We start from the raw sequence: 26715 nt of genomic DNA, 5'->3' as shown, positions 1-26715 counted from the left end.
GTAACGAATTGACGCTCGGGGCGGTGCGTGGGACGATGTTGGACACACCGGATCGGAGACCGCCATGCTCGTCCCCCCGCTCGTCAATGGACTGATCCTAGCCTTCGTCATCGGTATCGTCGCGGGGTTGCGCGCGATGCTGGCGCCCGCCGCAGTAGCCTGGGCTGCGAGCAAGGGGGCGCTGCCGTTGCAGGGGACGTGGCTCGCGTTCCTCGGCTACCGGTTCACGCCGTGGATCTTCACGCTGTTGGCGGCCACCGAACTCGTCACCGATCAGCTGCCTTCGACGCCAAGCCGCAAGGTGCCACCGCAGTTCGCCGCGCGCCTGCTCACGGGCGGCCTGTCGGGCGCTGCGATTGGATACGGCATCGGCACGCCCTTGCAGGGGATCGTTCTCGGCATCGTCGGGGCGGTCGTCGGGATCTATGGCGGCGCGGCGCTTCGCGCGCGACTGGCGACGGCGTTCGGTAACGACCGACCGGCCGCGCTGATCGAGGATGCGATTGCGATCCTGCTGGCGGTGCTGGTGGTGCTGTCGATCTGATGCGGAATTTCGACGCGATCATCGTCGGCGCCGGGCAGGCCGGACCGCCGCTGGCAGGCCGCCTTACCGCCGCGGGCATGGCGGTCGCGCTGATCGAACGGAAGCTGGTCGGCGGGACCTGCGTCAACACCGGCTGCATGCCGACCAAGACGCTGGTGGCGAGCGCCTATGCCGCGCACCTGGCACGACGCGCGGCGGATTTCGGGATCGCGACCTGCGCCGTCACGGTCGACATGCCCGCCGTCGCGGCGCGCGCGCGCAAGGTCGTGATGGACGCACGATCGGGCAACGAGCGCTGGCTGGAGGGCATGGCGGGCCTCACCTTCCTGCGCGGCCATGCCCGCTTCACCGGACCGCGAACGATCGCCATAAACGGTGAGGAGATCACTGCGCCGCGCATCTTCCTCAACGTCGGTGGCCGTGCGAGCGTGCCGGATATGCCCGGTGTCGACGACGTGCCGCATCTCGACAATACCGACATCGTCGCGCTGGAACAGATCCCCGCGCATCTTGTCGTCGTCGGCGGAAGCTATGTCGGGCTTGAGTTCGCGCAGATGTATCGTCGGTTCGGCGCCGCGGTGACGGTGGTGGAGCGCGGCGAACGGCTGATCGCGCACGAGGATTCCGACGTGTCAGACGCCGTGCGGGGCATATTGGAAGACGAGGGGATCACGGTGCGGACGGGCGCGAACTGCATCGCGTTCGCGCGCCATGCGGACGGCGTCGCGGTATCGGTCGATCGCCAGGCCGGCGATCCGAAGGTGATCGGCAGCCACGTGCTGCTCGCGGTCGGCCGGCGCCCCAATACCGACGACCTCGGGCTCGATCTCGCCGGGATCGCAACGGACGAGAAGGGTTATGTCACCGTTGACGACATGCTGCAGACCAACGTGCCGGGCGTATGGGCGCTGGGCGATTGCAACGGGCGCGGCGCGTTCACGCATACCGCGTATAACGATTTCGAGATCGTCGCGGCGAACCTGCTCGATCATGACGATCGGACGCTGAGCCAGCGGCTGGTCGGCTACGCGCTCTATACCGATCCGCCGCTTGGCCGCGTGGGGATGACGCAGGCGGAGGCGGAGAAGACGGGGCGGCCGATCCTGGTCTCGAAGCGGCCGATGACCCGCGTCGGGCGCGCCGTCGAAAAGGGCGAGACCAAGGGGTTCATGAAGATCGTGGCAGATGTGGAAACACAGCGGATATTGGGAGCGGCGATCCTCGGCACCGGCGGCGACGAGGCGATCCACGGGATCCTCGACATGATGAACGCCGACCAACCGGTGTCCGCGCTGCGCTGGGCGGTGCCGATCCACCCGACCGTGTCCGAATTGATCCCGACGCTGCTGCTCGGGCTCGAACCTATGGTGCAGACATGAGCGATCTCGGCGCGCGCGACCACCAGATGTTCCCGGTGCTCAACGCGGAACAGCTTCAGACGGCAAAGCGCTTTGCAAGCGGTCCGGCGCGCGTGTTTGCTGCGGGCGAGCAGGTCTACGTGATCGGCGAGCAAGGCGTCGCGGCTTGGCTGGTGCTCGAAGGAACGATCGACGTCGTCCGTCGCGACGGGCTCAGCCACGAGGCGCCGATCACCACGCACGGCCCGGGGCAGTTGACGGGCGAGGTCAACCAGCTTGCCGGACGGCCGACGATCGCGGGCGGCACCGCTGGCCCCGCCGGTTGTACCGCGCTGCCGTTCGATCCGGAGCATCTGCGCGCGCTGATGGTCGGGTCGGCGGACGTCGGCGAGATCGTGATGCGCGCGTTGATCCTGCGCCGCGTCGGCCTGATCGAGCAGGGCAGCGGGGGGACGGTGATCGTCGGCCTGCCGGACAGTCCGGACGTCGTCCGGCTACAGGGGTTTCTCACGCGATCGGGCTATCCGAACATCGTCCTCGATGCGGCATCGGACGACGAGGGGCGTGCACTGGTCGAGCGGACCGGTGTTGCATCGAGCGATCTGCCACTGGTCGTTTGTCCGAACGGTACGGTGCTGAAACGGCCGTCGGATATCGAGGTCGCGGCGTGCCTCGGGATCACGCCAGAGCTCGATCCCGACACCGTGTACGACGTCGCGATCGTCGGCGCGGGGCCGGCGGGGCTGGCGGCGGCGGTGTATGCAGCGTCCGAGGGGCTGTCGGTGATCGTGCTCGACGAGCGTGCGATCGGCGGACAGGCGGGCGCGTCGGCGCGGATCGAGAACTACCTGGGCTTCCCGACCGGTATTTCGGGGCAGGCGCTGGCCGGGCGTGCATTCAACCAGGCGCTGAAGTTCGGCGCGGAGATCGCGATCCCGTTGACCGTCGAACATCTCGATTGCGACGAGGATCGGCCCGCGGGCGACCCGCTTGCGCTCGAACTGCCCGGCGATCGACGCGTCCAGTCGCGGACCGTTATCGTAGCGTCGGGCGCGCGCTATCGGCGCCCGGACATCCCGGATCTAGCGGAGTTCGAGGGCGCGGGCGTGTCCTATTGGGCGTCGCCGATCGAGGCGCGGTTGTGCGAGGGTGAGGAGGTCGCGCTGGTCGGTGGCGGCAACTCGGCCGGGCAGGCGGTGGTGTTCCTCGCGCCGCGCGTGAAACACCTGCACCTGATCGTGCGCCGCCCGCTGGCCGCGACGATGTCGAAATATCTGATCGACCGGATCGCCGGGCTGCTCAACGTGACGATCCGCGTCGGCACCGAGATCGTCGGGCTGGAGGGCGAGCGCGCGACTGGACTGACGGCAGCGATCTTCCGCCAACGCAGCAATGGCGCGGAGACGCGGTGCGCGATGCGACACCTGTTCCTGTTCATCGGCGCGGACCCCAATGCGGGTTGGCTAAAGGGCTGTGTCGACACCGACGAGAAGGGGTTCATCGTCACCGGTGCCGCCGCGTTGCCGTTACAGACGAGCCGCGCGGGCGTGTTCGCGATCGGCGACGTGCGCGCCGGCTCGACCAAGCGCGTCGCGGCGGCGGTCGGCGAAGGCGCGGCGGTGGTCGCCCAGATCCACACGGTTTTGGCCGACATGGCGGAAAGGCACGCGGAATGAGCTACGGCTGCACGCACATGGATACGATCCGCGACGTAACGCCGAGTGCGAAGGGCTGCGAGGAGTGCCTCCGGATCGGCAGCGAATGGGTGCATCTGCGGCTGTGCCGGGAATGCGGTCACGTCGGCTGTTGCGACGATTCGCCGCACCGCCACGCGACCGCACACTTCCACGCGACGCGGCATCCGATCATCGAGGGGTACGACCCGCCAGAGGGCTGGGGCTGGTGCTTCGTGGACGAAACGATGGTGGACCTGCCGGACCAGACGCCGCAAGTCGGGCCGATCCCGCGCTATGTTTGAGGGGACGGGAGTGTGGTCGTAGCGGTGGATTCGGCACTACGAGCTACCCTGCAAGCAAGAAAGTTCAGGACGAACTGCCCACAGGTACATCACCCCGGCGAAGGCCGGGGCCCAGTTGGCATGGCCTGAGTGACAAAGCGCAAACCTACATCACCGACGTTCCCCAACTGGGCCCCGGCCTCCGCCGGGGAGGTCCCTACTCGGAAGAATGGAACTAGGCCGAAGCGCTCGCTGGTGCATGCTGAGCGGTGCAAAACTGACGTTGGTACACCGGTCTACTCCACGTCACTAGACACCCCTCCACGCTTGCCTCTCCGCAGGCGGACAGGTAGCCGCCGCCAATCGGTAAAGGCGTGAGTGATCGAAATGCGGCGTTTGATGATCGGCTTCGTAGCTATTGCGGCCTTGGCGTCCGCGGGAACGGCGCAGCCGGCAAGGCGGCAGGTTCAGCGTGATGAACCGGGACCGAAGCCCGGCCTTGTCCGCGTCCGCATCGTCACCTCCGAGGGGCCGATCCTGCTGGCGCTCGACGCCCGCCACGCACCGAAGACGACCGCTAATTTCCTCGCCTATGTCGATGACGGGCGGTTCGACGGCACCGATTTCTACCGCGCGAGCCGCCAGAAGTCCGCGCCGAAGCTCGGCTTCATCCAGGCGGGCATCCGCACCGATGCGCGGCGTATCCTGCCGCCGTTTCCGCTCGAGACTACCGCGATGACGGGTATCAAGCATCTCGACGCGACGATCTCGATGGCGCGCGGGATGACCCCGGCGTCGGCTGGCGGAAATTTCTTCATCACGGTCGGGCCGGCGCCGGCGATGGACGCACGCGCAGGCTATCCGGGGTACGCGGCGTTCGGGCATGTCGTCGCGGGCATGGACGTGGTGAAGCGCATCCTCGCAAAGCCGACCGGCGGCGGGATGGATGCGTTCAGGGACCAGATGATCTTGAAGCGGGTCGCGCTTGTGAGTGCGCGGCGTCTGGACGGGGTGGCGAAGCCGACCGGGCTGCCGCGGGCGTGGTTGATCGAAACTGGGCCGCAACGGCGGAGGTGAGGGGCTGGAGGGGGCTGCACATCGACTAATGTTGCTTCGAACGTTTGTCAGTTTGGTCAGGGTAGTGGCGTTTCCCTCATACGCTTATGGCGCAAAGGTAGTCGCCATCGAGTTTTGCACCACCCCGGCGAAAGCCGGGGTCCAATTGGAAAGCTCAAAATGATGGCAGTTTGCCTTTAGGTCAGTAGCGTCCCCCAACTGGGCCCCGGCCTCCGCCGGGGTGGTATTGTGGAAACTGGTCCCCGCAGACCCCTGAATTAGTTGTCACAACCCTCTGCTCTCCCGCGAAGGCGGGAGCCCAGGGTAACGAACGCAGGTATTCTTGGCTCCTGGACCCCCGCCTTTGCGGGGGAACGAAACGGCTTAGGCAGTGAGGCTCAACGCAACCGCTTCCGCGACCTTGATGCCATCGACCGCGGCGGAAAGAATGCCCCCCGCATAGCCAGCACCTTCGCCGGCCGGAAAAAGCCCCGCCGTATTAAGGCTGACGAAGTCATCGCCCCGCGTGATTCTGACCGGCGAGGAGGTGCGCGTCTCGACCCCTGTGAGCACCGCGTCGGGATGATCGTAACCGGGGATCTCACGCCCGAACGCCGGCAACGCCTCGCGCAGCGCAGTGATCGCGAACTCCGGCAGGCACTCCGACAGGTCGGTCATGTGGACGCCCGGCTTGTACGACGGGATTACCGATCCGAGCGCGGTTGACGCGCGGCCCGCGAGCAGATCGCCGATACGTTGCGCGGGCGCCTTGTAGTTTGAGCCGCCGGCGACATACGCGCGCGATTCCCAGTGGCGCTGGAGTTCGATCCCGGCGAGCGGGTGGCCGGGATAGTCACGCTCGGGGTCGATGCCGATGACGATCCCCGAGTTCGCGTTGCGTTCGTTGCGCGAATATTGGCTCATGCCGTTGGTCGCGACGCGGCCCTCTTCGGAGGTCGCGGCGACGACGGTGCCGCCCGGGCACATGCAGAAGCTGTAGACGGTCCGCCCGTTCTTGCAGTGATGCGATAGGCTGTACGCTGCCGCGCCGAGATCGGGATGGCCTGCGCACGGCCCGAACCGGGCTTCGTCGATCCAGGATTGCGGATGTTCGATCCGGACGCCGATCGAGAAGGGTTTCGCCTCGACATGCACGCCCTTGGCATGGAGCATCTCGAACGTGTCGCGCGCGCTGTGGCCGACGGCGAAGACGACGTGGTTGGCTTCGAGATAGTCGCCGGTGCTCAGATGGAGGCCGCGTAGCTGGCGGATGCCTGCCTCTTCGAGGATGTCGAGACCGTCGACGCGCGTCGAGAAGCGATATTCGCCGCCGAGCGCCTCGATCGTCTCGCGCATGCTCTCGACCATCGTGACGAGGCGGAAGGTGCCTATGTGCGGGTGTGCTTCGGTGAGGATTTCGGGTGGCGCGCCGGCTTTCACGAACTCGGTCAGGACTTTGCGGCCTAAGTGGCGCGGGTCCTTGATCTGGCTCCAAAGCTTGCCGTCGGAGAAGGTGCCGGCGCCGCCCTCGCCGAACTGGACGTTGGACTCGGGGTTGAGCACGCTCTTGCGCCACAGACCCCAAGTGTCCTTGGTACGCTCGCGGACGAGTTTCCCGCGGTCTAGGATGATCGGCCGGAAGCCCATTTGGGCTAGGATCAGGCCCGCGAACAGCCCGCACGGGCCTGCGCCGACCACGACCGGTCGGGGGCCGGTATAGCTCGCGCCGCCCTTGGTGACGAAGCGATATCCCGTGTCGGGGGTGCGCTGGACGTGGCGATCCTTGCGGAAACGCGTGAGGACGGTGTCCTCGTTCTTCAGCGTGACGTCGACCGAATAGACGAGCTGGATGTCCATCTTGTCGCGGGCATCGTGCGCGCGACGCGCCACGGTGTAACGGATCAGGTCGCGTGGGGTGACGCGCAGGCGATCGCGGATCGCGGCGGGGAGCGCTTCGTCGGCGTGGTTGAGCGGCAGCTTGAGGTCGGTGATGCGGAGCATGTCGGTCGCTCTAGCGCCGCGCGGCGCGATCCGCCATCGGGAGGACGAGAGGACTTTGTGATGCGGACCGACGACGAGCAGAATGCCAAGAGCGCCAGGCGCAAGGAGGTCCATGATAAGATCGTCGCGAGCAAGACGATCGAGAAGGGGCTGGTCATCGTCCACACCGGCAAGGGCAAGGGCAAGTCGACCGCCGCGTTCGGTATGGCGGTGCGGATGATCGGGCATGGGCGCAAAGTCGGCGTGGTGCAGTTCGTCAAGGGTGCGATGGCGACCGGCGAGAAGGCGATCTTCGATGCGTTCCCGGAGCTGTGCGAGTTCAAGCCGATGGGGGAGGGCTTCACCTGGGACACGCAGGACCGCGCGCGCGATATCGCGGTGGCGCGCGAGGCTTGGGATGAGGTGAAGCGGATGGTTGCGGATCCGTCGTACGCGATGGTGGTCGCGGACGAGCTGAACATCGTTTTGCGGTATGAGTATCTGCCGGTCGACGAGGTGCTGGCCGTGTTGGCCGAGAAGCCCGAGATGACGCATGTCGTGGTGACCGGGCGGAACGCGCCGGATGCGCTGATCGAGGTGGCGGATCTGGTAACCGAGATGACGCAGGTGAAGCATCCGTTCCGGTCGGGGGTCAAGGCGCAGGCGGGTGTGGAGTTCTAGGCGGCTTCGTACTCTACGACCCAATGAAACCGCCGTCCGTCATCCTGACGAAAGTCAGGATCCAGAGCCACGAAGGCCACCGCCCGTTACCTTGGGTCCTGACTTTCGTCAGGATGACGGGAGGGCGTGGGGACGGCTGGCGGACTTCTAACCGACGTAGCCGTGTCTTGCGCCGTGTCTTCCTCCCGCCTATCGCTGCCCCCGCGACAGGTTCCCCCGATGCTCGCGCGGAGGGGGATGAAAATGGGAACGGGAAACACCCGGCTGCCCCTGCAACTGTACGCGGCGAGCCATCGTGCCTCATGCCATTGGGATGTTCCCGAGAAGGCGGCGCGGACGGCGTTGACCCGCGAGCCAGGAGACCTGCCCGTCGCGGTCGTCTTTCGTCCGGCCAGGGTGCGCCGAACGGACGGGTAACACCCCGAGCGACGACATCGCTTCGCGTCGCGCGGAGGCTGGAGGCGTGCGCCTTCGCCCTTCGCGTGGTGCGGGATCGACTGTCCGAAGGGTTTTCTATGCCAAGTTCACATCATTTTGAGATCGTCCGGGGATGGACATGCTGAAGCCGGTCGAAGACGGCGTCTCGGTGGTCGCGTGCAATACGTGCCGCCATTCCACCGATGCGCGCGACGACGAGCATGGCCAGCGCGGCGGCGCGCGGCTGGTCAGCGCGCTGAAGGCGGTGCAGGCGAGCGATCCGGCTTATGCCGACGTCGCGGTGCAGGAGATGCCGTGCCTGTTCGCGTGCCAGGATTTCTGCACGATCCACCTCCGCGCGCCCGCCAAGGTTGGCTATGTGCTCGGCAGGTTCGAGCCGACCGAAGACGCCGCGCGTGCGATCCTCGATTACGCGCGGCTCTACGGCGAGAGCGCGTTCGGGCAGGTGCCGTTCAAGCAATGGCCGCAGGGGGTGAAGGGCCACTTCATCACGCGCACGCCGCCCGCCGGGTTCGTCGTGGAATGACCTTTTTTCCGACGGCCGGGGCATTTCTATCATCCTTGCGCGCGTTGCCGCAGCCGGACGAAGCCGCTCGATCCGCGGCGGTGGCGCGTCAGGGGCAACTCACCAAACCGCCGGGTTCGCTCGGGCGGTTGGAAGAGATTGCCGTCTTCATGGCCGGCTGGCAGGGCCACGAAAGCCCGCGGCTCGATCGCGGCCGGGTGGTGATCATTGCGGGTAATCACGGCATCGTCGATCGCGGCGTCAGTGCGTTTCCGGCCTCCGTCACGGCGCAGATGGTGGCCAATTTCGAACATGGCGGCGCGGCGATCAACGCGCTGTCGCGCGCGGCGGGGCTCGACCTCAGAGTCGTCCCGCTCGACCTCGATCGGCCGACGATCGATTTCACCGTCGCCCCGGCGATGTCGGAGGAGGAATGTCTCGCCGCGATCAACGCGGGCGCCGCCGTCGTTGCGGATGCGCCCGACCTGATCGTGCTCGGCGAAATGGGGATCGGCAACTCGACCTCGGCCGCCGCGCTGTGCCTCGCCAGCTTCGATGGATCGGCACGCGACTGGGTCGGGCCCGGCACCGGAGTCGACGACGACGGCATGGCCCGCAAGATCGCGACCGTGGAGGCCGGGCTGGCGCTGCACCGGGACGCACTGACCACCCCGTTCGAGACGCTACGCAGGCTTGGCGGTCGTGAACTTGCGGCGATCGCTGGCGCGGTCCTCGCGGCGCGCCTCGCTGGCGTACCCGTCATGCTCGACGGCTTCATATGCTGTGCCGCGGTCGCGCCGATCGCTGCTGCGTGCCCGGATATCCTCGCGCATTGTCTTGCCGGCCACGTGTCGGCCGAGCCGGGTCATGCGCGCCTGTTGCGGGCATTGGGTCTCGATCCCCTGTTGTCGCTGGGCATGCGGCTCGGCGAGGGAAGCGGCGCGGCGACTGCGACCTTGCTCGTTCGCGCGGCGCTGGCGGCGCATGACGAGATGGCGACCTTTGCCGAGGCGGGGGTCTCGGTCGCGTGACCGGCTCGCACATGCTGTACCTGATGCGGCATGGCGCTCCGACACGAGAAGGGCTGCTGCTCGGACGGACCGACGCATCGGTGACGGTTCAGGGCATTGCCGCCTGTCTGGCACGGGCGGCGACGCTCGACGTCGCCCGCATCGTGACGTCGGACCTCGCCCGGACTGGCGACTGTGCGCGGGCGATCGCTGCCTCTCGGACGATCGAGTTCGATGTCGACCCGCGGTGGCGCGAGCTCGATTTCGGGGCGTGGGATGGACTGGAGCCCGCGGAGGTCGATCCAACGGCGTTGGCGCAGTTTTATGACGATCCGGACGTGGCGCCTCCACCGGGCGGGGAACGCTGGTCTGCGCTCCAAGGCCGCGTGCACGATGCGCTGGCCGATGTGCCCCCGACGGCGACGCTAATCGTTACGCATGGCGGCGCGATCCGGGCGGCGCTCGCGGATTTGTGCGGGTTCAATCGGCGGCAGCTCTGGGCGTTCGACCTGCCCTATGCGTCGCTCGTGTCGCTGCGAGTCTGGCCTGGAGACGAGCGGACCGTCCAGATCGTCGGGCTCGCGACATGAGGCGGCTGATCATTGCGTTCGGTTTCCTGACGCGCCTGCCGATGCCGCGCGTGACCGTCGGGCCGAGCGGTTTTGCCGAGGCGATACGCTTCTATCCGATCGTCGGGTTGGCGGTCGGCGTGCTGGTCGCGGTGGCCGGATGGCTTGGCGCGCTGATCGATCCGTGGACGGGCGCCTGCGCCGCGCTGCTGACGTGGGTCGCGATCACCGGCGCACTGCATCTCGATGGGCTCGCGGACCTTGCCGATGGCTTGGGCGCGGCGCACGGCGATCGGACGCGGTTGCTCGCCGTGATGGCGGATCCGCATATCGGCAGCTTCGGCGTCGTCGCGATCGTCAGCCAGATGATCGCCAAGCTGGTGCTGCTGCATGCGGTCGGGATGGCAGGCTGGTGGGTCGTCATCCTCGTGCCGTGTGCGGCGCGAATGGGGCCGCTCGCCTGGGCCAGGATGTTGCCGCCGATCCGGGCGGGCGGCCTGGGGGCGGCGATCGCGGGTGCGGTGCGGCGGCAGGACCTCATTGGCTGGGGACTAGTGCTGGCGTTGGCGGCGGTGATGGCTCCGGCGCTGGTGATCGTTCCGTTCCTGTTGCTCGGCGTCGCGGCGTGGTTGCGGCGGACGCTCGGCGGCGTGACCGGCGATGCCTATGGTGCCGGGATCGAGATCGTCGAGACCGGGGTGCTGCTCGCGCTAGCCGTTGGTGGCGTCATGACCGGCACGTTGCGCTAGCGCCAGCATCGCGTCGAGATCGAGGTGGCGTTCGAGCGTTGCCGCGATCGCGTCGAGCGCCGCGTCGACCGAGGCGCCATGATCGGGCCCGACCGCATCGACGCCGATCCGCGCGAGCCAGACCGCGCGCTGCTCGGCGAGCGCCAGCAGGCCGTGGACGTAGCTGCCGGCGATGAGACCGTCCGCGCTGATCGCACCTTCCGGACTGCCGTCCGCGCGATGGCCAACGGGCTGGGCCAAGCCGGTGCCGTGGGTTTCGCCCATGTGCATCTCATAGCCTGCGAACCGTGCACCGCCCGCGATGCCCTCGACGCGTTCGAGCGTCTTCGTCGCGGTCAGGATCGTGTCGATGTCGAGTAATCCGAGCCCATCGACGGTGCTAGCCGGGCCCTCGATCCCGTGCGGGTCGGCGATGCTGCGTCCGAGCATCTGATAGCCGCCGCAGAGCCCGAGCACGGGCTTGCCGCGTCGATGATGCGCGCGGATGTCGATGTCCCAGCCTTGCGCCCGCACGAAGGCGAGATCGGGGATCGTCGCCTTCGATCCGGCGAGGATGATCATGTCGACATCGGGGATCGCGGTGCCGGGCGGTATCATCACCAGCGATACGCCGGGTTCGAGCCGGAGCGGATCGAGATCGTCGAAATTGGCGATCCGCGGCGTGATCGGGCAGGCGACCGTCACCCGGCGTGCGGCTGACGCACTGGGCCGTTCGAGGATTACTGCATCCTCGCTCGGCAACCGGCCGGCGTCGGCGAGCCACGGCACGACGCCGTAGCCGCGCCACCCGCTGCGTGCCTCGATCGCGCGGTAGCCATCGTCGAAGAGCGCAGGATCGCCGCGGAACTTGTTGATGAGGAAGCCGTGGATCATCGCCGCGTCGGCTGGATCGATCACCGCGCGCGTACCGACCAGCGACGCGATCACGCCGCCGCGATCGATGTCGCCGACCAGGATGACGGGGACGTCGGCGGCGCGCGCGAAACCCATATTGGCGATATCGCCGTCGCGCAGGTTGATCTCGGCGGGGCTGCCCGCGCCCTCGACGACGACCAGGTCGCAGCTTGCCGACAGGCGTTCGAAGCTGTCGAGGACGTCGACCAGCAACCCGGCGCGCCCCTCGCGCCAGCGTGCGGCGGCAAGCGTGCCCCGGACCTGCCCGCGGACGATCAGTTGTGAGGTGCGGTCGCCCTGCGGCTTGAGCAGGACCGGGTTCATGTCGACGCTGGGCTCGACCCGGCAGGCGATCGCCTGGGTCGCCTGCGCCCGGCCGATCTCGCCGCCATCGAGGGTGACGGCCGCGTTGTTCGACATGTTCTGCGGCTTGAACGGGCGGACGGACAGCCCGCGATTGGCGAACGCACGACAGAGTCCCGCGACCAGTACCGACTTGCCGACGTCCGAGCCGGTTCCCTGCAGCATCAGAGCAGCCATGCGATCGCTCCGGCGATAACGAGGAGAAGGATACAGGCTCGGCGATAGATGGCGAGCGCGTCGGTGAGGTCCGCCACCGATACGTCGACGCGGCCGTCGCCGATATAGGGCTTGTCGGCGACGAGGCCATCATAGGCGATCGGCCCAGCCAGGCGCAGATCGAGCGCGCCGGCCATCGCTGCCTCGGGCCAGCCGGCATTGGGCGAGGCATGCTTCCCGGCGTCCCGCAGCATCGTTCGCCAGCCGCCACCGCCGGCGATGCAGAGCAGCGCGCCGCTGATCCGCGCAGGGATCAGATTGGCGATATCGTCGGTGCGTGCCGCCGCCCAACCGAACGCACGCCAGCGCTCTTCGCGGTGCCCGATCAGGCTGTCGGCGGTATTGATCGCTTTGTATGCCCAGAGTCCGGGCAGGCCGGCGACCAACAGCCAAAACAGCGGTGCGACCACGCCATCGCAGACGCTCTCAGCGAGGCTCTCGATTGCAGCGCGGGCGACGCCGGCTTCGTCGAGCGTCGCGACGTCCCGTCCGACGATCATTGCGACGCGCGCGCGCGCCGTTTCGAGATCGCCACCTTGCAAGGCGCGGGCGATCGGCACGACGTGGTCGTGGAGGCTACGGATCGCGAGGCCGGGGGCGGCCATCAGGCCGATGGCTATCCATGCGGCGTGGCCGAACGCGATCCGGGCAAGCTCGGCGGCCAGCCACGCGCCACCTGCCGCCACTGTGATGACCAACGCGATCGTCAGGACGCCGGCAGCACGGCGGGTCGCACTTGATGAAACGGGACGGTTCCAGCGCGTTTCGGCCCAGCCGATCAACCGTGCGAACCCGCCGACCGGGTGTCCGACCTTGGCATAGAGCGCCGCAGGCCAGCCGATTGCAATGTCGACGATGATCGCAAGCGCTGCGACGGGTTCAGCCATGCGAAAGCGCTCGGCCCAGCCGCTCGAACGCTGCTTCGTCCCCCGGCACGCCCATCCGGAGCCAGCGCGGCGAATGGTCGAAGGTTCGCGTGAGGATGCCTGCGCGTGCGAGCCGCACGAACAGCGCCTCTGCATCGTCGGTGTCGATCAGGCGAAACAGCGCGCAACCACCGCTGGCCCGTAGACCGTGATCGGACAGCAAGGCATCGAGCCGCGCAGCACGGTCCAGGATCGACCTGCGGGCCTGCGCGATCCAGTCGGTGTCGCGGTACGCGGCGATACCATAGGCGACGGCATGCGCGGATACCGGCCAGCTTCCCAACTGCCGGTGCATCTGGGCCGCCTGCAACGGTGGCGCGATCATGAACCCCAACCTGATGCCCGGCAGGCCGAAGAACTTACCGAAAGACCGGAACACGATGGCGCGATCGTCGCGCGAAAGCAGGGGAACGATGCTCGTATCCGGCGCAACGTCCGCAAAGGCTTCGTCTACCACCAGCCAAACGCCCTTGCGCGCAACTGCCACCAGCCGATCGGGCGCGTCGAGCAGGCCGTCCGGATTGTTGGGGTTGGCCAGCAACAGCGTACCATCGTCGATCGTATCGATTCCGGCGCGGGAGATCGGCGTCGCGCCGGGGATGGCATCGGCATGCGTGGCGTAGCTCGGCGTGACGAACCGGACGGGCGTGGGCAGGTCCAGCTGGGACAGCAGCCGCAAACCAACCTCGCTGCCGGGCAACGCAACGACGCGGTCTGCGCTCGTGCCGAACAGTGCGGCAGCGGTCGCTTCCAGCGTCTGCAGGTCGGCGGGCGAGGGCAGGCTATGAAGATCGACCGCGGGCAGGGGGGCGACGGTCCAGGCGCACGGATTGATCCCGGTCGACAGGTCGAGCCAGGGGCGCGGCGCGTCGGGATAGAGAGCGGCGGCGATATCGATCCGTCCGCCGTGGATGCGCAGCGCGTTCATAGGGTCTTTCACTCGATCGGGCGCTTTCGCTTGATCTTGCAAGCGTCATCGTCATTCCGGTCGCGAGCCGCAAGCACGAAGGAGATGGCGGGATGCAATCGGTTGGGGCCCCGTTCGGGAAAAGCCTGTTCGTGCTGGGGGGCGCGCGGTCCGGCAAGAGCCGTCATGCGCAGGCGGTGGCAGAAGCGGCGGCGGATCAGGCCGGCGCGCGGCTCGTCTATGTCGCGACCGCGCAGGCGTTCGATGGCGAAATGGAGGATCGGATCACCCGGCATCGCGCGGATCGCGACGCGCGCTGGCGGACGGTCGAGGCACCGATCGCCCTCGCCACGACGCTGGCGACGGAGGACAGTGGCGACGTGGTCATGCTCGTCGACTGCCTGACGCTGTGGGTGTCGAACCTGCTGCTCGCAGACGAGGCGATCGCGGCACGAACGGATGATCTGGCGAAGACCATCGCCGGGTTGGAGGGGCGCGTCATTCTCGTCTCGAACGAAGTCGGGCAGGGGATCGTCCCCGACAACGCGCTGGCCCGCCGCTTTCGCGACGCGGCAGGGCTGCTGCATCAGCGCATCGCCGCTCAAGTCGACTCCGTCGATATGGTCATGGCGGGTCTCGCACAGCGCTGGAAGGGAACGCCCTCGGAGTGATACCGCCGGCCGGAAGGACGCGAACGATCGTTTCCCATCCGTTCCAGTTGGCTTTTGTGTAGTAGGCGAGCATAGGATGACACCGCAGAAAACGGGGGCGTGATGCATAGCGAAGCGCAGACGATCGCACGGTTGAAATCCATGGCGTTTCTGATCGAAGAGGCGTTGCGGATTGCCGATGAAGGCGACAATGCCATGCTTGGTGCCAAGCTAAGCGACTGTATCGATTGCCTTCATGCGGCGCTGACAGAGCTCGATGGCGGGGCGAACTCCGTCTCGGCTTCCGACACGAGCGCATCTCCACTGCAAACAGACCTTACGCCTCTGTCTATTTGACGTTACCGGCCAGGACGGGCCGCAGCGCGATTTTCCACCGGACCAGCGAGCCAGGCCATCGGGCGTGAAGGGTCTTGCGCGCGAACGCCATGCCCCAACTCCGTGGTTGAGGAGGATGCGTAGAGAACTGAAACTCGTGCGCGGAAGCCAGAAATAAAGAGTACATCGCGACTTAGATAGAACATTTGTTCGTTGGACTCGTATAATCTACCTAAACAGTTAGCCGGGCGTTTGCTGCTTTCAGAGCCCTGCGATCGTCTTAATTCCCCTATATTTGCCGAACGAACGAAATTAATTGAGTTTCGTTGGCTTCTCGCAACAAATATTGAAACAAAACCACCACGGGTATGTTAAAACGATTTATCGTCAGGCGATATTTTGGGCACTGACGGCCGAGAGATGCATGTGCTCCCGCCCCGATAATCGCGGGAGAACACTAATGGCCGGCTTGCCGAGCCCCTTGGCGCTGATGGTCCGAAAGCTGGAAACGCATGCCGTTCTGGACGCTGACGACCGCGCCGCATTGTTCGCGCTTCCCTACACGTTGAAAACATTCGAGCCTTCTTCGTATCTGGTACGAGAGGGAGATGCGCCCGAACAATGCGCGGTACTGTTGTCAGGGTTCGCTTATCGCCAGAAGCTGACCGGAGCAGGAATGCGACAGATCGTGTCGCTCCATATTCCGGGCGAAGCGCTGGATTTCCAGCATCTGTTTCTCGATGTTGCCGATCATAATGTTCAGACCCTGACGCGCGCGGAAGTGGCGACGATCCCACGCACCGCGCTGCGTGAGCTTGCCCGCGAACGCGCCTCGATCGGCAACGCGATCTTCGTGAATACGCTGGTCGAGGGTTCGATCTTTCGCGAATGGATCCTCAATATCGGTCGGCGCGATGCACGGTCACGGCTTGCGCACTTCCTCTGCGAATTCGCCATCAGGCTCGACATGCAGGGGCTCACGGGGGAGCACGGCTATGAATTGCCGATGAGCCAGGAACAGCTCGGTGACGCGCTCGGTCTGACGGCGGTTCACGTCAACCGGACGATCAAGTCGCTGGAAGCCGACGGGTTGATCAGCCGTAACCGCCGCCGCATCGGGTTTCCGCAATGGGATGCGCTGCGCGAACTGGCCGACTTCTCGAGCCGGTATCTGCATCTGGCGCAGCAGAAGAACTAGTGTGCGAGCTAGCCGTTGCGGGTGTGATCGAGCGAGTCGATGATCCGCCCGCCGGCCATGAAGACGGCAACCGGACATGCCGCGAACAACAGCCAGCCGCCATATCCCGGATAGAGATCAAGATAACGGCGGCCGCGTTCGACCGCGCCGAGACCGAGGCCGTAAATCACGAGAAAGGCCTCGAACTTCGTCTTGATGATGAAGAGGCGAGCAAATCGATTCCACATTCCCGTTGCGCAGCAAGATGCGTACCAACGGCGGAAACCGGCGTTTTCCGTGTCACGTAGAATGGTTAATTGTAAATTAACCCGACACGGCAGACCTCTGCGCTTCTGACGCGAGAATACCGGAAAACCTCCGCTGTTTCCACCGAGAGAAAGGGTGTGAAATGGAAAACCGTCAGAGCCTCATTCCAGTTAATTCCCGGCACCCGTTCAGGAGCGCAATCGGGATAGCCGGGCACCGACTGCGCAACTCGCCCGCCGCCTTGTGGCTGGCCCGGTTCTACTACGCGCAGCACAACGCCGGCGTGCTGGTCGACATGGAATACCGCTTCGGTGTCGTGCTTGATGAAGCCACCAACGGCCGCATCTCAAAGCCGTACTATGCGGTGGAGACGATGGTCGGCGAGATCTGCGAAGCGCGAGCAGAGCGTGAGCGCGAAGCCTATCAGGATGGGCGCCGCGATGCCCTTGAGGAGCATGACCTGCTGGACGACGACGTTGACGGTGAGCCGGCATGACCGAGAACCTATGCGCCTTGGCGAGCGCTCGTTTGCGCCGTCCCGGCACCTATCGAACTGACGCCCTTGTGGCGCGTTCGGCGGCGGGCATTATACCCCCAAGGATACCCCCGCGTGCGCAGGGGTGCGTCGCATGATCGAGATGAGCGACAAGCTTCCGCAGATTGAGGACCCGATCGGCTACGCTGCGGCATGCGAGCACGTCGTGAAGCTGTTCAAGACGGACACCATGTGGCGGTCAGCGAAGTTCGCGGCCACCGTGCACGAACGGGCGATCGATTACATCGAGCAGGCTCCCGCGCTGGTCCTGTTCATTCTGCCCGAGGATCGCAAGCGCAAGCTCGCCGGCGGCGATCGGGCCTATGCCGCGCATCGCCTCGCTTACCACTGCCGGCAGGGCGTCCGCCTCAAGGAGATCATGAAGTCCTATGGACTGACGATGCCGCTGCGGAAGCTGAAGGGCAAAGCGCTGGCCCCGGAGGATCTCGGCGTCGTGCGGTTGCTTGCTACACTGCCGCCGTCGGTGGTCAGCCAGGCGATCCCGAACAGCATCGCGGACCAGCGGCGCTGGTTATCGGCGGTCGGCGAGTGGCGGCGGATATGCAGCCACGTCCGGTGGACCGACATCTACATCGAGTGGGCCGTAGTGCAGCTGGCGAAGCACAAGGTCCGTAAGAGCGACGTCGGCACGATCACGGACTTCATCGGCCGTGGCGACCTGCCGCTGAACCTCGCATGGGAATGGCCGCGCGCGATCGCCGCAGCGGACGACTGGCACGACCGCCTTTCCGCTGGCGATGCGAAGGCAAGGTTCGGGGTGATGGCGGATCAGGTGGTCGACCTCGGCACGCATCCCGATCACACCGTGCTCTACGGCCTGGAGTTCGTGGCGCTGCGCACGCCGACGCAATCCATGCGGAGGGCAAGGCGATGCACCACTGCGTTGCCAGCTACGTCCAGGCGGTCGTGAACGGGCTGGCGAACATCGTCTCGATCCGGCGCGACGAGCAGCGGGTGGCAACGCTCGAGATCCGCGACGGGCGCGTGATGCAGCTGAAGGGCCGGTTCAACCATCAGGTCTCGCGCGAGATCGTTGAGGCTGCCCGCACCTACGCCGAGGACAACCGCAAAGCCGCGAAGCTCGTCGCATCCTAATTAGGCAACAGGTAAATCTTCGCCTTCCTTACTTGGTTGCGCTGGAACCGCTGGCTGGTTCTCGTTCCAATCAGATTTTAGCCATGAGAACATATCATCATCTATTTTTAGCCCGGACCAATTTGCATTGCCTTTTGGTATCTCCATTGAAAGACATAAGGTCGACGGCGAAAGTTTCTTGAGGAGGTCCCGCAAATCTTGCGCTGTTAGGGTGTCGGTTCTGTCTATGACTAACCAAACACCAGGTAGCCGATGCCACCATCCAAACTTCTTCTTTCGAAGTTCAGTGATAAATCCGACTTCGATACTTTCAGGAAGTGTTTGCGTAGCTAGTACAAAGCGTTTAGCCATTATTCCTGCCCCGCATTGTCATTGGTAAGCCGAGGTTGTCCTGGAATGTTCTCCGGCCTTTCGATGATACCCGCTTTGCTGTCGCCGAGAACACCATGCTGGATCGCCAGTTTTTCGATATTATAGCTTTCAGAACGAAGCGCGTCACGATCCTGGTGAAGGCAGTAGATATAGGAATACCCGAAAACACCGCTTACACCGACCGTGATAATTGCCAAAACGACCAAGAGCCAAGTCGCCATACCTGCTCCTCCTCCAATTGCCATTGCCGAGAGTAGCAGGCCTATGAAAATTGCGAGTGGCCGGAGAACGTCAGACCGCCGGCCGCCCTCCCGAGACGCTCCAGCTTTGCGTATTAATTCTAGAGTATTCCCCATGGTAGAACGTCGCCCCCAGTAGATGCTCAATGACTGTTCATAATAGCGTGATCAGGGCGGCGTTCGGCGGTCAGAGTCAAGAGCCGGGTTCTCAATCTGGCAAGCTAAGCGCCGAACTCGGGACCCTCTGCATCAGGGTAAAAGGCGTGGGGATCGTACACCGGTCGCTGCGCCGGCCGCATCTGGCGGGGAGGTGCGGGCTTCGGAACATCGGGGACCGGGTCGGGCAGGGTAGGTAACCCGCCTCCGAACCGGATCCGGATATAGGCCCCGTTCCCGTGCATCGCCTGGAAGACCGCGGTCGCGTCGTCTTCCTTCATCCGCTTGCCGATCAGGGGCGCGCGCTCGGCGCTGACGTAGCCCAGCTGCGTGCCGCGATCACTGAAGATGGCAACGGCGTTCGCGTCGAAGGGGTTCTTCGGCTCGAGGCGTAGCTCGACGACGTCACCCGGGGCGCAGAGCATGCACTCCATGCGCCTGTTGCTCTTCGACTTATCCTCGTTCGGGAAGTCGATGCCGACAATGGAGGTGGTGAGTTCGTCCATGCAGATAGTTTGCCCGAATCGGTCGACCGCGCATAGGCTTCACGAATGATGACCGACCGCGACGTGATGGTGAAGGCTGGCGAGATCCTCGCTGAGCATGGCGCGCTGACGTCCGACTATATCATCCAGCAGCTGGGTGACGTGCTTGGCGATCGCGTGGCGGTCGAGGACTGGCGCCGGGTCGCCGCGGCCGTGGACGTCATATCGGAAGCGCGGCCTCAATAATCAGCTGCTCGTCTCGGAGTAGGCCCCAGACCGGCGCAACTGGCGCACGATCCCGTTGAACGAGGCTGTCACGCTCTGGCTGCGGCCAATCTCGTTATCCTGCTGCGCACCTTCCCAGAACATCACGAGAGGCCAGCGCTCAGGGCAGTGGGCCCATAGGCATCGAAGGGCCAAGCGCACCGGCACCGTGTCGACGCGGCCATGCGAGGTTTGCGCCAGCGTATCCCGCAGGATCTGAACCGCCAAGTCGACCGTGATTCGCGTTTGCCGGTGCATCCTTCTATGGAACGCAACGGGAACAAACTTGCAAGGATTCGATATGGCTGGGCGGTGCCGGCTCTGCACGAGCAACGACGAAGACGCGGTGATTGAACACGTCGCGGCGTACATGTGGGAGAGCCGAATGGAGCGGGTCGAGGACCGCACCCCATGGGATGATGCGGGAGCTACTTGGAAGACGGCTTTCCGGGAGATGGCTCTTGCAGCGAAGCAGGCGCTGACGATATCCCCGCTGCACGCTGTCGAGGCCGACGCCCAGCTAACCGACAAGGCCGCCTGATGGCTGACGTAGCCGACATGGCGAACGACGTCGCGCAGGCCGCGCTCGATCGCAACATCCGCGCCGCACGCGCACCCATCGCCATCGGTGCGCCAGGCGAGTGCCGCGTCTGCGGTAACGACAGCCCGCGCCTCGTCATGGGCCGCTGTGCGCCATGCCGTGAACCTAAGAAGGGATATGCCCGTGGTTGATCAATCCGGACCTGTGACCGCTTCTCCCGCGCCCCGCATGTCGACGCGTCCCCGCTGCGCGCGGTGCCAGCAGTTCATCACGATTGACACGGATGCAGACGAAGATCTGTGGGCCGAGGTGATCGGCGAGCGGTTCGGCCCGGGCTACATCTGCGCAGGGTGCTTCACGCGGGCAGCTGACGAGCGCCTGATCGACTGGGTCGACCGGGTCCGGTTCGTCCCGCTGAGCTTGGCCGGACATCGCCGTGCCGCGAGCCCAGTGACGGCATCAGAACAGCAAGCGGTGCCGGTTGCGCAGGAGCAAGAGTCGGCGCTCGCTACCGCCTTTTGCCTCCTCGACACGTTCGCCGGGGAAGGGCTCGGGCATACCTACGGGAACGGGCAGCAGATCGACGCCGACACGACGGTTCATGCGCTATGCTCCGCGTTCTACATGGAACCCAACGTCGGTTGGTATCGCGACCTTGCCGCCGAACTCGCGCCCGCCTCCCTTCCTTGCAAGTCGGGCGAAGGTGCGGGGGAGGACAAGGGCAACCATGATTGCCTTGCCAAACGCCGCCCCGGTGAGCCAATGTTCATTCTGCTGGGGCGTGATCCTGATGCGTGGCAGATCGTGCGTGCTTGGGCAGCACGTCGACTGAATGCTGGCGGCGATCCCGAGCATAGCTTGCAGGGCATGAAGACGGCGAACGCCATGCGCGAGTATGCGGCCGATCCTGCCAACCGCCCGGCGTCCGCGCCTGATGCTGGCGCGTACCCCCGCCTAGATGCCACCCAGACGCGAGAAGCGGGGGAGAGTGATGGGCTGACGCGTCGCGTTGCCGAGGTCGTGAACGAAGACGGAGGGTGCTGGACCGCGTGTTCCGGCTGTCAGGAGAGCGACGAGGGCTACGTCTCCGAAAAGTACTATCCGTACAGCCCGATCTTTAAATGCCAGCCCGGAGGCGGGTGCAGAGAGTGCGGGGGCATCGGCGTGCTTTGGCAGGATGGTGCATTCCTCGTCAGCTACGGCCTTGCGCTGTCCGAAGATGCCACCCAGACGCGAGAAGCGGAGGGCGTATCGGTCGCCGAATACAACGAGGTGTACGACAAGTTCGAGGAGGTTGTTGGCGGCGCATTCCGTGACGGCTTCCAAGAGGGTTGGGTATTCGCGCTGACGCCGGACGGAACCGACTACGACGATCGCCAAGAAGAGTACGGGCGCACCGTCGATATCGAGCCCTCCGAAGCGTGGGAAGGCTATCGCGACAAGTACGAGGCGATGCTTCCGGTCGCCGCCTTGCCAGTCATCAACGCCCGAGGTGGGGCATGAGCGGTCTCAATCAGGAGCTTGTTGACGCTGAAAACCGCGTTGACCAGTTGCGCCGCCAGATCGCCGCATCGGCTTGCCGCGAGGTCGGATGCGACATGCAGAGCTATGGAGGCGCGAACGCCGGTTGTGGAGACGGGTGCGGTTGTTCCGTGCCGGTGAACGTCTGCACCCGCTGCGGGGACTGCGATTATGGCGACAACGCCCACGCAACAGAGACGCGCCAACAGTGCGCAGCGAGGCAATCCGCATGACCCCCAATCCCAACCCGAGCCCCGAGTTGCGGGAGGCGCGGAATCGTCTCAGCCATCACGAACAGATGCTCGACGCGCAGGCTGGATGCGTTCCCTGCAAGCTGTGTGGCGGCAAGGCCGTCGTTTCAGATGCCGGTGAAGGCTACGGCTATTACATCGGCTGCGAGAACGGCAACAAATTTCGCCTCTCAACCGGCTGCATCATCGACGAACGGCGTCTAGGCGGCTGGGCGTACAACGTCATGGAGTGGTGGAACCGGCTGCACGCGCAGACCGCGACGTTGCCGACCGACGCCCAGGTTCGTGAGGCCATGCAGACCGCGTGGGACGACTATTGCGACGATGCGAAGGCGTTCCCCGGCGACCTGACGAAGCTGTCACGCGGCCGCATCATGTTCACCGCTGGGACGTGGGCCGATCACACGGCGATGCACCTACGCGCCGCCCTCTCCCCGCAGACACTGCCAGCGCCGGGGGAGGTGGAGGGCGACTTGCTGGCAACGGCCGACAAGGCCGTTACCTTCGCGCTCGATTTGGCATGCGGCTACCCCACGCCGGAAATGGATGCGGGTACCGTTGAACTGCGGCGCCAGGCGCGTGCGGTCAATTACGTCTGGAACTACTGCAACGAGACCCAGAAGAAGGCCGCACAAGCTCGTCGGAACTGGCTGTCCCTGTTCGATCTGATGAAGCTTACGGCTGGCTCGTCGAAGGAACTCAGGCTGCACTCGCAAAGCATCCAGAGGATTTGCAGGGCCTATGACGAATCACGGCGCCAGCAGAAGAAGGCGTGGCTTCGTTGGAGGGGCAAGAAGTCGCTAGGGTGGGTCCCGTTCAATACGAACTACGTCCGCTTCAACGGGACTGGGTTCGTGTTTCACGGTGTCGAGTACGAAGCTATGCACCTTCGCAATTCGATCCAGCCCGGTCAAAGGTTCGGTGCCGGATCGTTCAATTGCGATGCGAACGGCCATTGGTACATCAATTTGCCTGTCGGAGTTCCCTGCTCCGAACCAGTCGCAGGCGACGGTGTTGGAATTGACCTGGGCCTGAAGACACTCGCCACACTTTCTGACGGCGACAAGATCGAGATGCCCCGCTTCTATCGAGAAAGCGAAGCGGCATTGGCAAAGGTTCAGCGCGCGCGAAAGACGAAGCGAGCGCGTGCTATCCACGCGAAGGCTCGAAACCGCCGCAAAGATTTCATGCATAAGGCCAGCAATGACCTTTGCAGGAAGTACGGGCTCATCGCCGTTGGTGATGTCAGCCCGTCGAAGTTAGCCAAGACCAGAATGGCAAAGTCGGTCAACGACGCCGGCTGGTCGGGCTTCAAGAGTCTAATCCGGTACAAGGCAATTATGCATGGCCGGACATTCCTTGAGGTCAATGAGGCTTATAGCACCCAGACCTGTTCTTCGTGCGGCACGCTGCCCGCGTCGAGGCCGAAAGGTATCGCAGGTCTTGGAATAAGAGACTGGGAGTGCAGCGACTGCGGAACGGTCCACGACCGAGACGTCAACGCCGCGCGTAACATTCTCCGTATCGGTCTGGATACGCTTGCTGAAGGAGCTTTCGCATGAACATGCGTCAAGGAGCAGACAAAGCCCCCGCCTCGGTGTCCTCTCAATCGGGGGCTGTTGCAGACGTGGCGGCGACCTACGCTATCGTGGACCTGCGCCTGGAGTTCCGGGGCAACCCGTACATTACCCTGTGGCGCCCGAAGAACGCGGGCTATGCGTATCCCCTGCCGTGGGCCGGTCAGTATAGCACTGAGCAGCTATCCGCACAGGCTGGCTACTATGCCAAGCGCCGGTATCGTCATGCCCGCGCGTTCGATCGTTGGCCCGTGCCTTGGTCGGTGGTCGAGCGTTTTGCCGTCCAGCCCGCCCCTGGAATGATCGATGGCGATGCTCTATTACACGGCGCAGCGGCTCGGCGACGTGCTTGGGATGCAATGGTCGGACGTCGAGGACGATCGGATCACGGTAGTCCAGGACAAGACGAAGAAGCCGATGAAGATCCCGATCCACAGCGCGCTCAAGGCTGAATTGGCAACGCGATCGCAAGGCGAGGGGCCGATCTGTCTGACGATCCACGGCAAGCCCATGCGCGATGACAACGCCCGCAAGATCCTGAAAGCGTTCTCAGCATCCGCCGGCGCGCCGAGCGTGCCGCACGGCCTGCGCAAGAACGCGGTGATCGCGCTACTCGAGGCGGGTTGTTCCGCTGCGCAGACCGCCGCCGTCAGCGGTCAATCGCTTCTCATGGTCGAGCATTACGCCAAGCAACGTGATCAATCAGCCCTCGCCGACGCCGCTATGCTGCGTTGGGAGAACAGAACGTAGACTTACAAACAGTGGAAAACTCCGCTCGCGACTCACGCATTTCCGCCATCTCGGGTTATTTGTAAATTAACCCGACGGTGAGCGTTCAGAGTCGGGCGACGTGAACTACGCGGTCGTCTTTGTCGGCGCGTAGTGCTCGCGCGCAATCTTCCGACAGAATTACACCGTCGCTCGTCTCCCGAACGCAACCGAACGCAGCGCGGAAGTTTGCGAGTTGGCCGGTTGCCACGAGTGATTGCGTTCCACCGTCGCCTTCGATCCCGACGATAGCGTCCTCACGCGCATCGGCGATCGACCGGACGCGGTCGGTGCGCGCGGTCATCGTCGGGCCGCCGTCGAAGATGTCTACATAGTTCTCGAACGCGAAGCCTTCGTTCTCCAGCATCCGCATCGCCGCGCGCCCCGAGGGATGCGGTAGGCCGATCGCGGCACGTGCGGTCTCCGTCAGCATCGCGGTGTAGATCGGGTGCTTGGGCATCAGATCGGCGATGAACTGATGCCCGTTGATCGCATTGAACTGATCAGCATCCTGGAAATTCATCCCGAAGAAGCGTCCTGCGAGACCATCCCAGAACGGCGATCCGCCGGCCTCGTCGATAACGCCGCGTAGCTCGGCGAGGATGCGGTCGGCGAAGCGGGCGCGGTGCATCTTGATGAAGAGGTAGCGGCTGCGGGCGAGCAACAGGCCGAGACCGCCCGCGCGTTCGCCAGGATGGAGGAACAGCCCGCCGACCTCGCTCGCACCTTCGAGATCGGTGGCGAGCGACAGCATGTCGGCGCGGAAGGTGCGGTTGAGCTCCTTGCTGTGCTGCGTGAGCTGGCCGATCCGGTAGCTGTAGAACGGGTAGCTCTGGCCGACCTGCGTGAAGATTTGGCAGGTGCCGCGGACTTCGCGGGTCTCGATGTTCTCGAGGATCAGCACGAACAGCTCGTCTTGCAGGGGCCCGTCGGCGCGCGCGAAGGCCGCGTGGCTGCGTTCGAGCTTGGCGGTTAGCGCACGACGATCGGGCGGCAGATTGGTGAACCCACCACCGGTCAGCTTGGCCATCTCGTAGAGATGCTGAAGGTCGTCGTCGACCGCGGCCCGGATCCTGAAACTCACAAGCGGCCCTCCGCGATACGCAATATGGTGACCGCCGACAGCGCCGCGCGCTCGGCGAGGCTGTCGGGGATCATGAACTCGTCGGTCGAATGGATCGCGCCGCCACGGACGCCCATCGTGTCGACCACCGGCACGCCGGCAGCGGCGATATTGTTGCCGTCGCAGACGCCGCCGGTGGCTTTCCAGGCGATGTCGAGGCCGAGGTCCGCGCCGGACGCCTTGACGAGGTCGAACAGGCGCGCGGCGCCCTCGTCGATCGGTTTGGGCGGGCGGTTGAAGCTGCCATGGACCTCGATGCGGACGTCGTGCTCGGCGGCGACCATCGCGACCGCGGAGTCGGTATGGGACTGGGCGCGCGCGATGTCGTCGAGCGTCGCGGGGCGGAAGTTGATGCGGAGGATGGCGAGGTCGGGGACGACGTTGTTCGGGCCACCACCCTCAATCCGCGCCGGGTTCACCGCGAGGCGGGGGCCGCGGACCTTCGACAACCGTACCGCGATGTCGGCGGCTGCGACGAGCGCGTTGCGACCGTCTTCGGGATTGCGGCCGGCATGCGCGCTGCGGCCATGGACGATGATCGAGAAGTTGCCCGTACCGCCCCGTGCGCCAGCGAGCATGCCGTCGGCGAGCGCGGGTTCGTAGGTCAGCGCGGCGACCTTGCCGTGCGCGGCGCGGGCGAGCAACGCGGCGGAGGAGAAGGAGCCGGTTTCCTCGTCCGAGTTGATGACGACATCGTAGCCGATCCGCGCGGCGAGCGGGCTGGCATCGACCGCCCGGAGAGCGGCGAGCATCACCGCCAACCCACCCTTCATGTCCGCGACGCCTGGGCCGTTCAGCCGGCCGTCGTCGAGCCATTGCAGCGACTGGAACGCGTGATCGACCGGATAGACGGTGTCCATATGGCCCGTGAACAGCATGCGAACCGGCGCATCGGGGCGCACGACGAGGTGCAGGTGCTTGCCGTGCTCGATCGCCGAAACCACGCCATCGGAACCTACATTGTCAACCGGGGTCGGCTCTACCAGCGCGATCTCGCCCGGCAGGACCGCGAACGCGTCGCCCAGCAATCCGGCCATCGTCGCCAGCCCGGCAAGGTTGCGCGTGCCGCTGTTGACGGCCGCCCACGCTTCGACCTGCGTCAGCATCGGTACGGCGCCCGCCGCATCGACGGCATCGCGCTCTATCGTTGAAAGTCCCCTCATCGCGCGACCCTAGCGAGGCCG

Annotated in this window: 32 protein-coding genes and 1 riboswitch; of the genes, 22 read left to right on the top strand and 10 right to left on the bottom strand. The window is 65.2% G+C overall.

All coding sequences use genetic code 11. The features are described 5' to 3' along the window. The first annotated feature begins 64 nt into the window (after positions 1 to 64). The 5 genes from C8J45_RS06665 (at position 65) to C8J45_RS06645 (ending at position 4936) form a co-directional block, all read left to right on the top strand. Positions 65 to 544 (top strand): DUF4126 domain-containing protein, encoded by a 480-nt coding sequence (locus tag C8J45_RS06665; protein WP_107962487.1) that lies wholly within the window; start codon positions 65 to 67, stop codon positions 542 to 544. Beyond that, a complete protein-coding gene (locus tag C8J45_RS06660; RefSeq protein WP_181321143.1) occupies positions 541 to 1923 on the top strand; it encodes an FAD-containing oxidoreductase in 1383 nt (460 codons plus the stop codon). The genes C8J45_RS06665 and C8J45_RS06660 overlap by 4 nt, the downstream gene beginning before the upstream one ends. Continuing rightward, positions 1920 to 3578 carry an FAD-dependent oxidoreductase gene (locus C8J45_RS06655; protein WP_107962485.1) on the top strand — a complete coding sequence of 553 codons (1659 nt, stop codon included), beginning with the start codon at positions 1920 to 1922 and terminating at the stop codon, positions 3576 to 3578. The genes C8J45_RS06660 and C8J45_RS06655 overlap by 4 nt, the downstream gene beginning before the upstream one ends. After that, the gene (locus tag C8J45_RS06650; RefSeq protein WP_107962484.1) at positions 3575 to 3880 is read left to right on the top strand and encodes a UBP-type zinc finger domain-containing protein; all 306 of its coding nucleotides are present in this window, start codon (positions 3575 to 3577) and stop codon (positions 3878 to 3880) included. Before C8J45_RS06655 ends, C8J45_RS06650 begins: the two co-directional genes overlap by 4 nt. A 366-nt stretch (positions 3881 to 4246) precedes the next feature. Next, the gene (locus C8J45_RS06645; protein ID WP_107962483.1) at positions 4247 to 4936 is read left to right on the top strand and encodes a peptidylprolyl isomerase; all 690 of its coding nucleotides are present in this window, start codon (positions 4247 to 4249) and stop codon (positions 4934 to 4936) included. 363 nt (positions 4937 to 5299) lie between these two features. On the opposite strand, the gene C8J45_RS06640 is transcribed toward C8J45_RS06645, so the two are convergent. Then, on the bottom strand, positions 5300 to 6916 hold the full coding sequence (locus tag C8J45_RS06640) for an NAD(P)/FAD-dependent oxidoreductase (protein WP_107962482.1): 1617 nt from the start codon (positions 6914 to 6916) through the stop codon (positions 5300 to 5302). Between the two features lie 60 nt (positions 6917 to 6976). On the opposite strand from C8J45_RS06640, the gene cobO reads away from it, so the two are divergent. The 5 genes from cobO to cobS all read left to right on the top strand — a co-directional run bounded on the left by cobO (position 6977) and on the right by cobS (position 10847). Continuing rightward, entirely contained in the window at positions 6977 to 7576 is a 600-nt protein-coding gene (cobO, locus tag C8J45_RS06635; RefSeq protein WP_107962481.1) for a cob(I)yrinic acid a,c-diamide adenosyltransferase, read from the top strand. A gap of 191 nt (positions 7577 to 7767) precedes the next feature. Next, positions 7768 to 7962, top strand: a riboswitch (cobalamin riboswitch). A gap of 170 nt (positions 7963 to 8132) precedes the next feature. Next, a complete protein-coding gene (locus tag C8J45_RS06630; RefSeq protein WP_107962631.1) occupies positions 8133 to 8540 on the top strand; it encodes a DUF1636 domain-containing protein in 408 nt (135 codons plus the stop codon). After that, positions 8537 to 9550 (top strand): nicotinate-nucleotide--dimethylbenzimidazole phosphoribosyltransferase, encoded by a 1014-nt coding sequence (cobT, locus tag C8J45_RS06625; RefSeq protein WP_107962480.1) that lies wholly within the window; start codon positions 8537 to 8539, stop codon positions 9548 to 9550. The genes C8J45_RS06630 and cobT overlap by 4 nt, the downstream gene beginning before the upstream one ends. An 11-nt stretch (positions 9551 to 9561) precedes the next feature. Then, complete coding sequence (locus tag C8J45_RS06620; RefSeq protein ID WP_107962630.1) at positions 9562 to 10119, top strand: histidine phosphatase family protein; 558 nt, start codon at positions 9562 to 9564, stop codon at positions 10117 to 10119. Then, positions 10116 to 10847, top strand: a complete 732-nt coding sequence (gene cobS / locus C8J45_RS06615) for an adenosylcobinamide-GDP ribazoletransferase (RefSeq protein WP_107962479.1) — start codon at positions 10116 to 10118, stop codon at positions 10845 to 10847. The genes C8J45_RS06620 and cobS overlap by 4 nt, the downstream gene beginning before the upstream one ends. Here cobS and C8J45_RS06610 read toward each other — a convergent pair. From C8J45_RS06610 to C8J45_RS06600, 3 genes are read right to left on the bottom strand one after another with little or no spacing between them, the layout of a single operon-like run. After that, on the bottom strand, positions 10809 to 12281 hold the full coding sequence (locus tag C8J45_RS06610) for a cobyric acid synthase (protein ID WP_107962478.1): 1473 nt from the start codon (positions 12279 to 12281) through the stop codon (positions 10809 to 10811). The genes cobS and C8J45_RS06610 overlap by 39 nt on opposite strands. Then, positions 12269 to 13207 carry an adenosylcobinamide-phosphate synthase CbiB gene (cbiB, locus tag C8J45_RS06605; RefSeq protein ID WP_107962477.1) on the bottom strand — a complete coding sequence of 313 codons (939 nt, stop codon included), beginning with the start codon at positions 13205 to 13207 and terminating at the stop codon, positions 12269 to 12271. The genes C8J45_RS06610 and cbiB overlap by 13 nt, the downstream gene beginning before the upstream one ends. Beyond that, positions 13200 to 14174, bottom strand: coding sequence for a threonine-phosphate decarboxylase (locus tag C8J45_RS06600; RefSeq protein WP_107962476.1), 975 nt, complete (start codon positions 14172 to 14174; stop codon positions 13200 to 13202). The genes cbiB and C8J45_RS06600 overlap by 8 nt, the downstream gene beginning before the upstream one ends. 92 nt (positions 14175 to 14266) lie before the next feature. Between C8J45_RS06600 and cobU the strand changes: the two genes are divergently transcribed. The 3 genes from cobU to C8J45_RS06585 all read left to right on the top strand — a co-directional run bounded on the left by cobU (position 14267) and on the right by C8J45_RS06585 (position 16337). Beyond that, positions 14267 to 14824, top strand: a complete 558-nt coding sequence (gene cobU / locus C8J45_RS06595; protein WP_107962475.1) for a bifunctional adenosylcobinamide kinase/adenosylcobinamide-phosphate guanylyltransferase — start codon at positions 14267 to 14269, stop codon at positions 14822 to 14824. Between the two features lie 102 nt (positions 14825 to 14926). Further along, positions 14927 to 15160 carry a hypothetical protein gene (locus C8J45_RS06590; protein ID WP_181321132.1) on the top strand — a complete coding sequence of 78 codons (234 nt, stop codon included), beginning with the start codon at positions 14927 to 14929 and terminating at the stop codon, positions 15158 to 15160. A gap of 469 nt (positions 15161 to 15629) precedes the next feature. Beyond that, positions 15630 to 16337, top strand: a complete 708-nt coding sequence (locus C8J45_RS06585; RefSeq protein WP_258191349.1) for a Crp/Fnr family transcriptional regulator — start codon at positions 15630 to 15632, stop codon at positions 16335 to 16337. Positions 16338 to 16345: 8 nt separating this feature from the next. On the opposite strand, the gene C8J45_RS06580 is transcribed toward C8J45_RS06585, so the two are convergent. Beyond that, positions 16346 to 16564, bottom strand: coding sequence for a hypothetical protein (locus tag C8J45_RS06580; protein ID WP_107962472.1), 219 nt, complete (start codon positions 16562 to 16564; stop codon positions 16346 to 16348). 161 nt (positions 16565 to 16725) lie between these two features. Here C8J45_RS06580 and C8J45_RS06575 point away from each other — a divergent pair, with 161 nt between their 5' ends. The 3 genes from C8J45_RS06575 to C8J45_RS19090 all read left to right on the top strand — a co-directional run bounded on the left by C8J45_RS06575 (position 16726) and on the right by C8J45_RS19090 (position 18234). Beyond that, positions 16726 to 17079, top strand: coding sequence for a hypothetical protein (locus tag C8J45_RS06575; RefSeq protein ID WP_107962471.1), 354 nt, complete (start codon positions 16726 to 16728; stop codon positions 17077 to 17079). Positions 17080 to 17212: 133 nt separating this feature from the next. Further along, positions 17213 to 18049, top strand: a complete 837-nt coding sequence (locus C8J45_RS19095) for a hypothetical protein (RefSeq protein WP_181321131.1) — start codon at positions 17213 to 17215, stop codon at positions 18047 to 18049. Next, on the top strand, positions 18010 to 18234 hold the full coding sequence (locus C8J45_RS19090; RefSeq protein WP_181321130.1) for a PcfJ domain-containing protein: 225 nt from the start codon (positions 18010 to 18012) through the stop codon (positions 18232 to 18234). The genes C8J45_RS19095 and C8J45_RS19090 overlap by 40 nt, the downstream gene beginning before the upstream one ends. Here the strand turns inward: C8J45_RS19090 and C8J45_RS18845 are convergent, their stop codons facing one another. The 3 genes from C8J45_RS18845 to C8J45_RS06555 form a co-directional block, all read right to left on the bottom strand. Further along, positions 18235 to 18585 (bottom strand): hypothetical protein, encoded by a 351-nt coding sequence (locus C8J45_RS18845; RefSeq protein WP_146168570.1) that lies wholly within the window; start codon positions 18583 to 18585, stop codon positions 18235 to 18237. Beyond that, positions 18585 to 18827, bottom strand: coding sequence for a hypothetical protein (locus C8J45_RS06560; RefSeq protein ID WP_107962468.1), 243 nt, complete (start codon positions 18825 to 18827; stop codon positions 18585 to 18587). The genes C8J45_RS18845 and C8J45_RS06560 overlap by 1 nt, the downstream gene beginning before the upstream one ends. A 239-nt stretch (positions 18828 to 19066) precedes the next feature. After that, complete coding sequence (locus C8J45_RS06555) at positions 19067 to 19507, bottom strand: HIRAN domain-containing protein (RefSeq protein WP_107962467.1); 441 nt, start codon at positions 19505 to 19507, stop codon at positions 19067 to 19069. 45 nt (positions 19508 to 19552) lie between these two features. Here C8J45_RS06555 and C8J45_RS06550 point away from each other — a divergent pair, with 45 nt between their 5' ends. The 6 genes from C8J45_RS06550 to C8J45_RS06520 all read left to right on the top strand — a co-directional run bounded on the left by C8J45_RS06550 (position 19553) and on the right by C8J45_RS06520 (position 24390). Beyond that, complete coding sequence (locus C8J45_RS06550) at positions 19553 to 19732, top strand: hypothetical protein (protein ID WP_107962466.1); 180 nt, start codon at positions 19553 to 19555, stop codon at positions 19730 to 19732. Between the two features lie 319 nt (positions 19733 to 20051). Next, positions 20052 to 20291: a hypothetical protein gene (locus C8J45_RS06540; protein WP_107962464.1), complete on the top strand. Its 240-nt coding sequence runs from the start codon at positions 20052 to 20054 to the stop codon at positions 20289 to 20291. Next, positions 20291 to 20482, top strand: a complete 192-nt coding sequence (locus C8J45_RS06535; RefSeq protein ID WP_107962463.1) for a conjugal transfer protein TraR — start codon at positions 20291 to 20293, stop codon at positions 20480 to 20482. The genes C8J45_RS06540 and C8J45_RS06535 overlap by 1 nt, the downstream gene beginning before the upstream one ends. A gap of 37 nt (positions 20483 to 20519) precedes the next feature. Then, the gene (locus C8J45_RS06530) at positions 20520 to 21794 is read left to right on the top strand and encodes a hypothetical protein (protein ID WP_107962462.1); all 1275 of its coding nucleotides are present in this window, start codon (positions 20520 to 20522) and stop codon (positions 21792 to 21794) included. 247 nt (positions 21795 to 22041) lie between these two features. Further along, the gene (locus tag C8J45_RS19405; RefSeq protein ID WP_219907358.1) at positions 22042 to 23625 is read left to right on the top strand and encodes an RNA-guided endonuclease TnpB family protein; all 1584 of its coding nucleotides are present in this window, start codon (positions 22042 to 22044) and stop codon (positions 23623 to 23625) included. Positions 23626 to 23946: 321 nt separating this feature from the next. Continuing rightward, a complete protein-coding gene (locus tag C8J45_RS06520; RefSeq protein WP_107962461.1) occupies positions 23947 to 24390 on the top strand; it encodes a tyrosine-type recombinase/integrase in 444 nt (147 codons plus the stop codon). A gap of 85 nt (positions 24391 to 24475) precedes the next feature. On the opposite strand, the gene C8J45_RS06515 is transcribed toward C8J45_RS06520, so the two are convergent. Together C8J45_RS06515 and C8J45_RS06510 are read right to left on the bottom strand one after the other, a co-directional pair. Then, positions 24476 to 25492: an arginine N-succinyltransferase gene (locus tag C8J45_RS06515; protein ID WP_107962460.1), complete on the bottom strand. Its 1017-nt coding sequence runs from the start codon at positions 25490 to 25492 to the stop codon at positions 24476 to 24478. Next, positions 25489 to 26694, bottom strand: a complete 1206-nt coding sequence (locus tag C8J45_RS06510) for a hydrolase (RefSeq protein ID WP_107962459.1) — start codon at positions 26692 to 26694, stop codon at positions 25489 to 25491. The genes C8J45_RS06515 and C8J45_RS06510 overlap by 4 nt, the downstream gene beginning before the upstream one ends. Positions 26695 to 26715 lie beyond the last annotated feature (21 nt).

Source organism: Sphingomonas sp. PP-CE-3G-477 (genome assembly GCF_003050745.1).
Classification (GTDB): Bacteria; Pseudomonadota; Alphaproteobacteria; order Sphingomonadales; family Sphingomonadaceae; genus Sphingomonas.
This window is presented reverse-complemented; position numbering and strand designations above follow the sequence as displayed.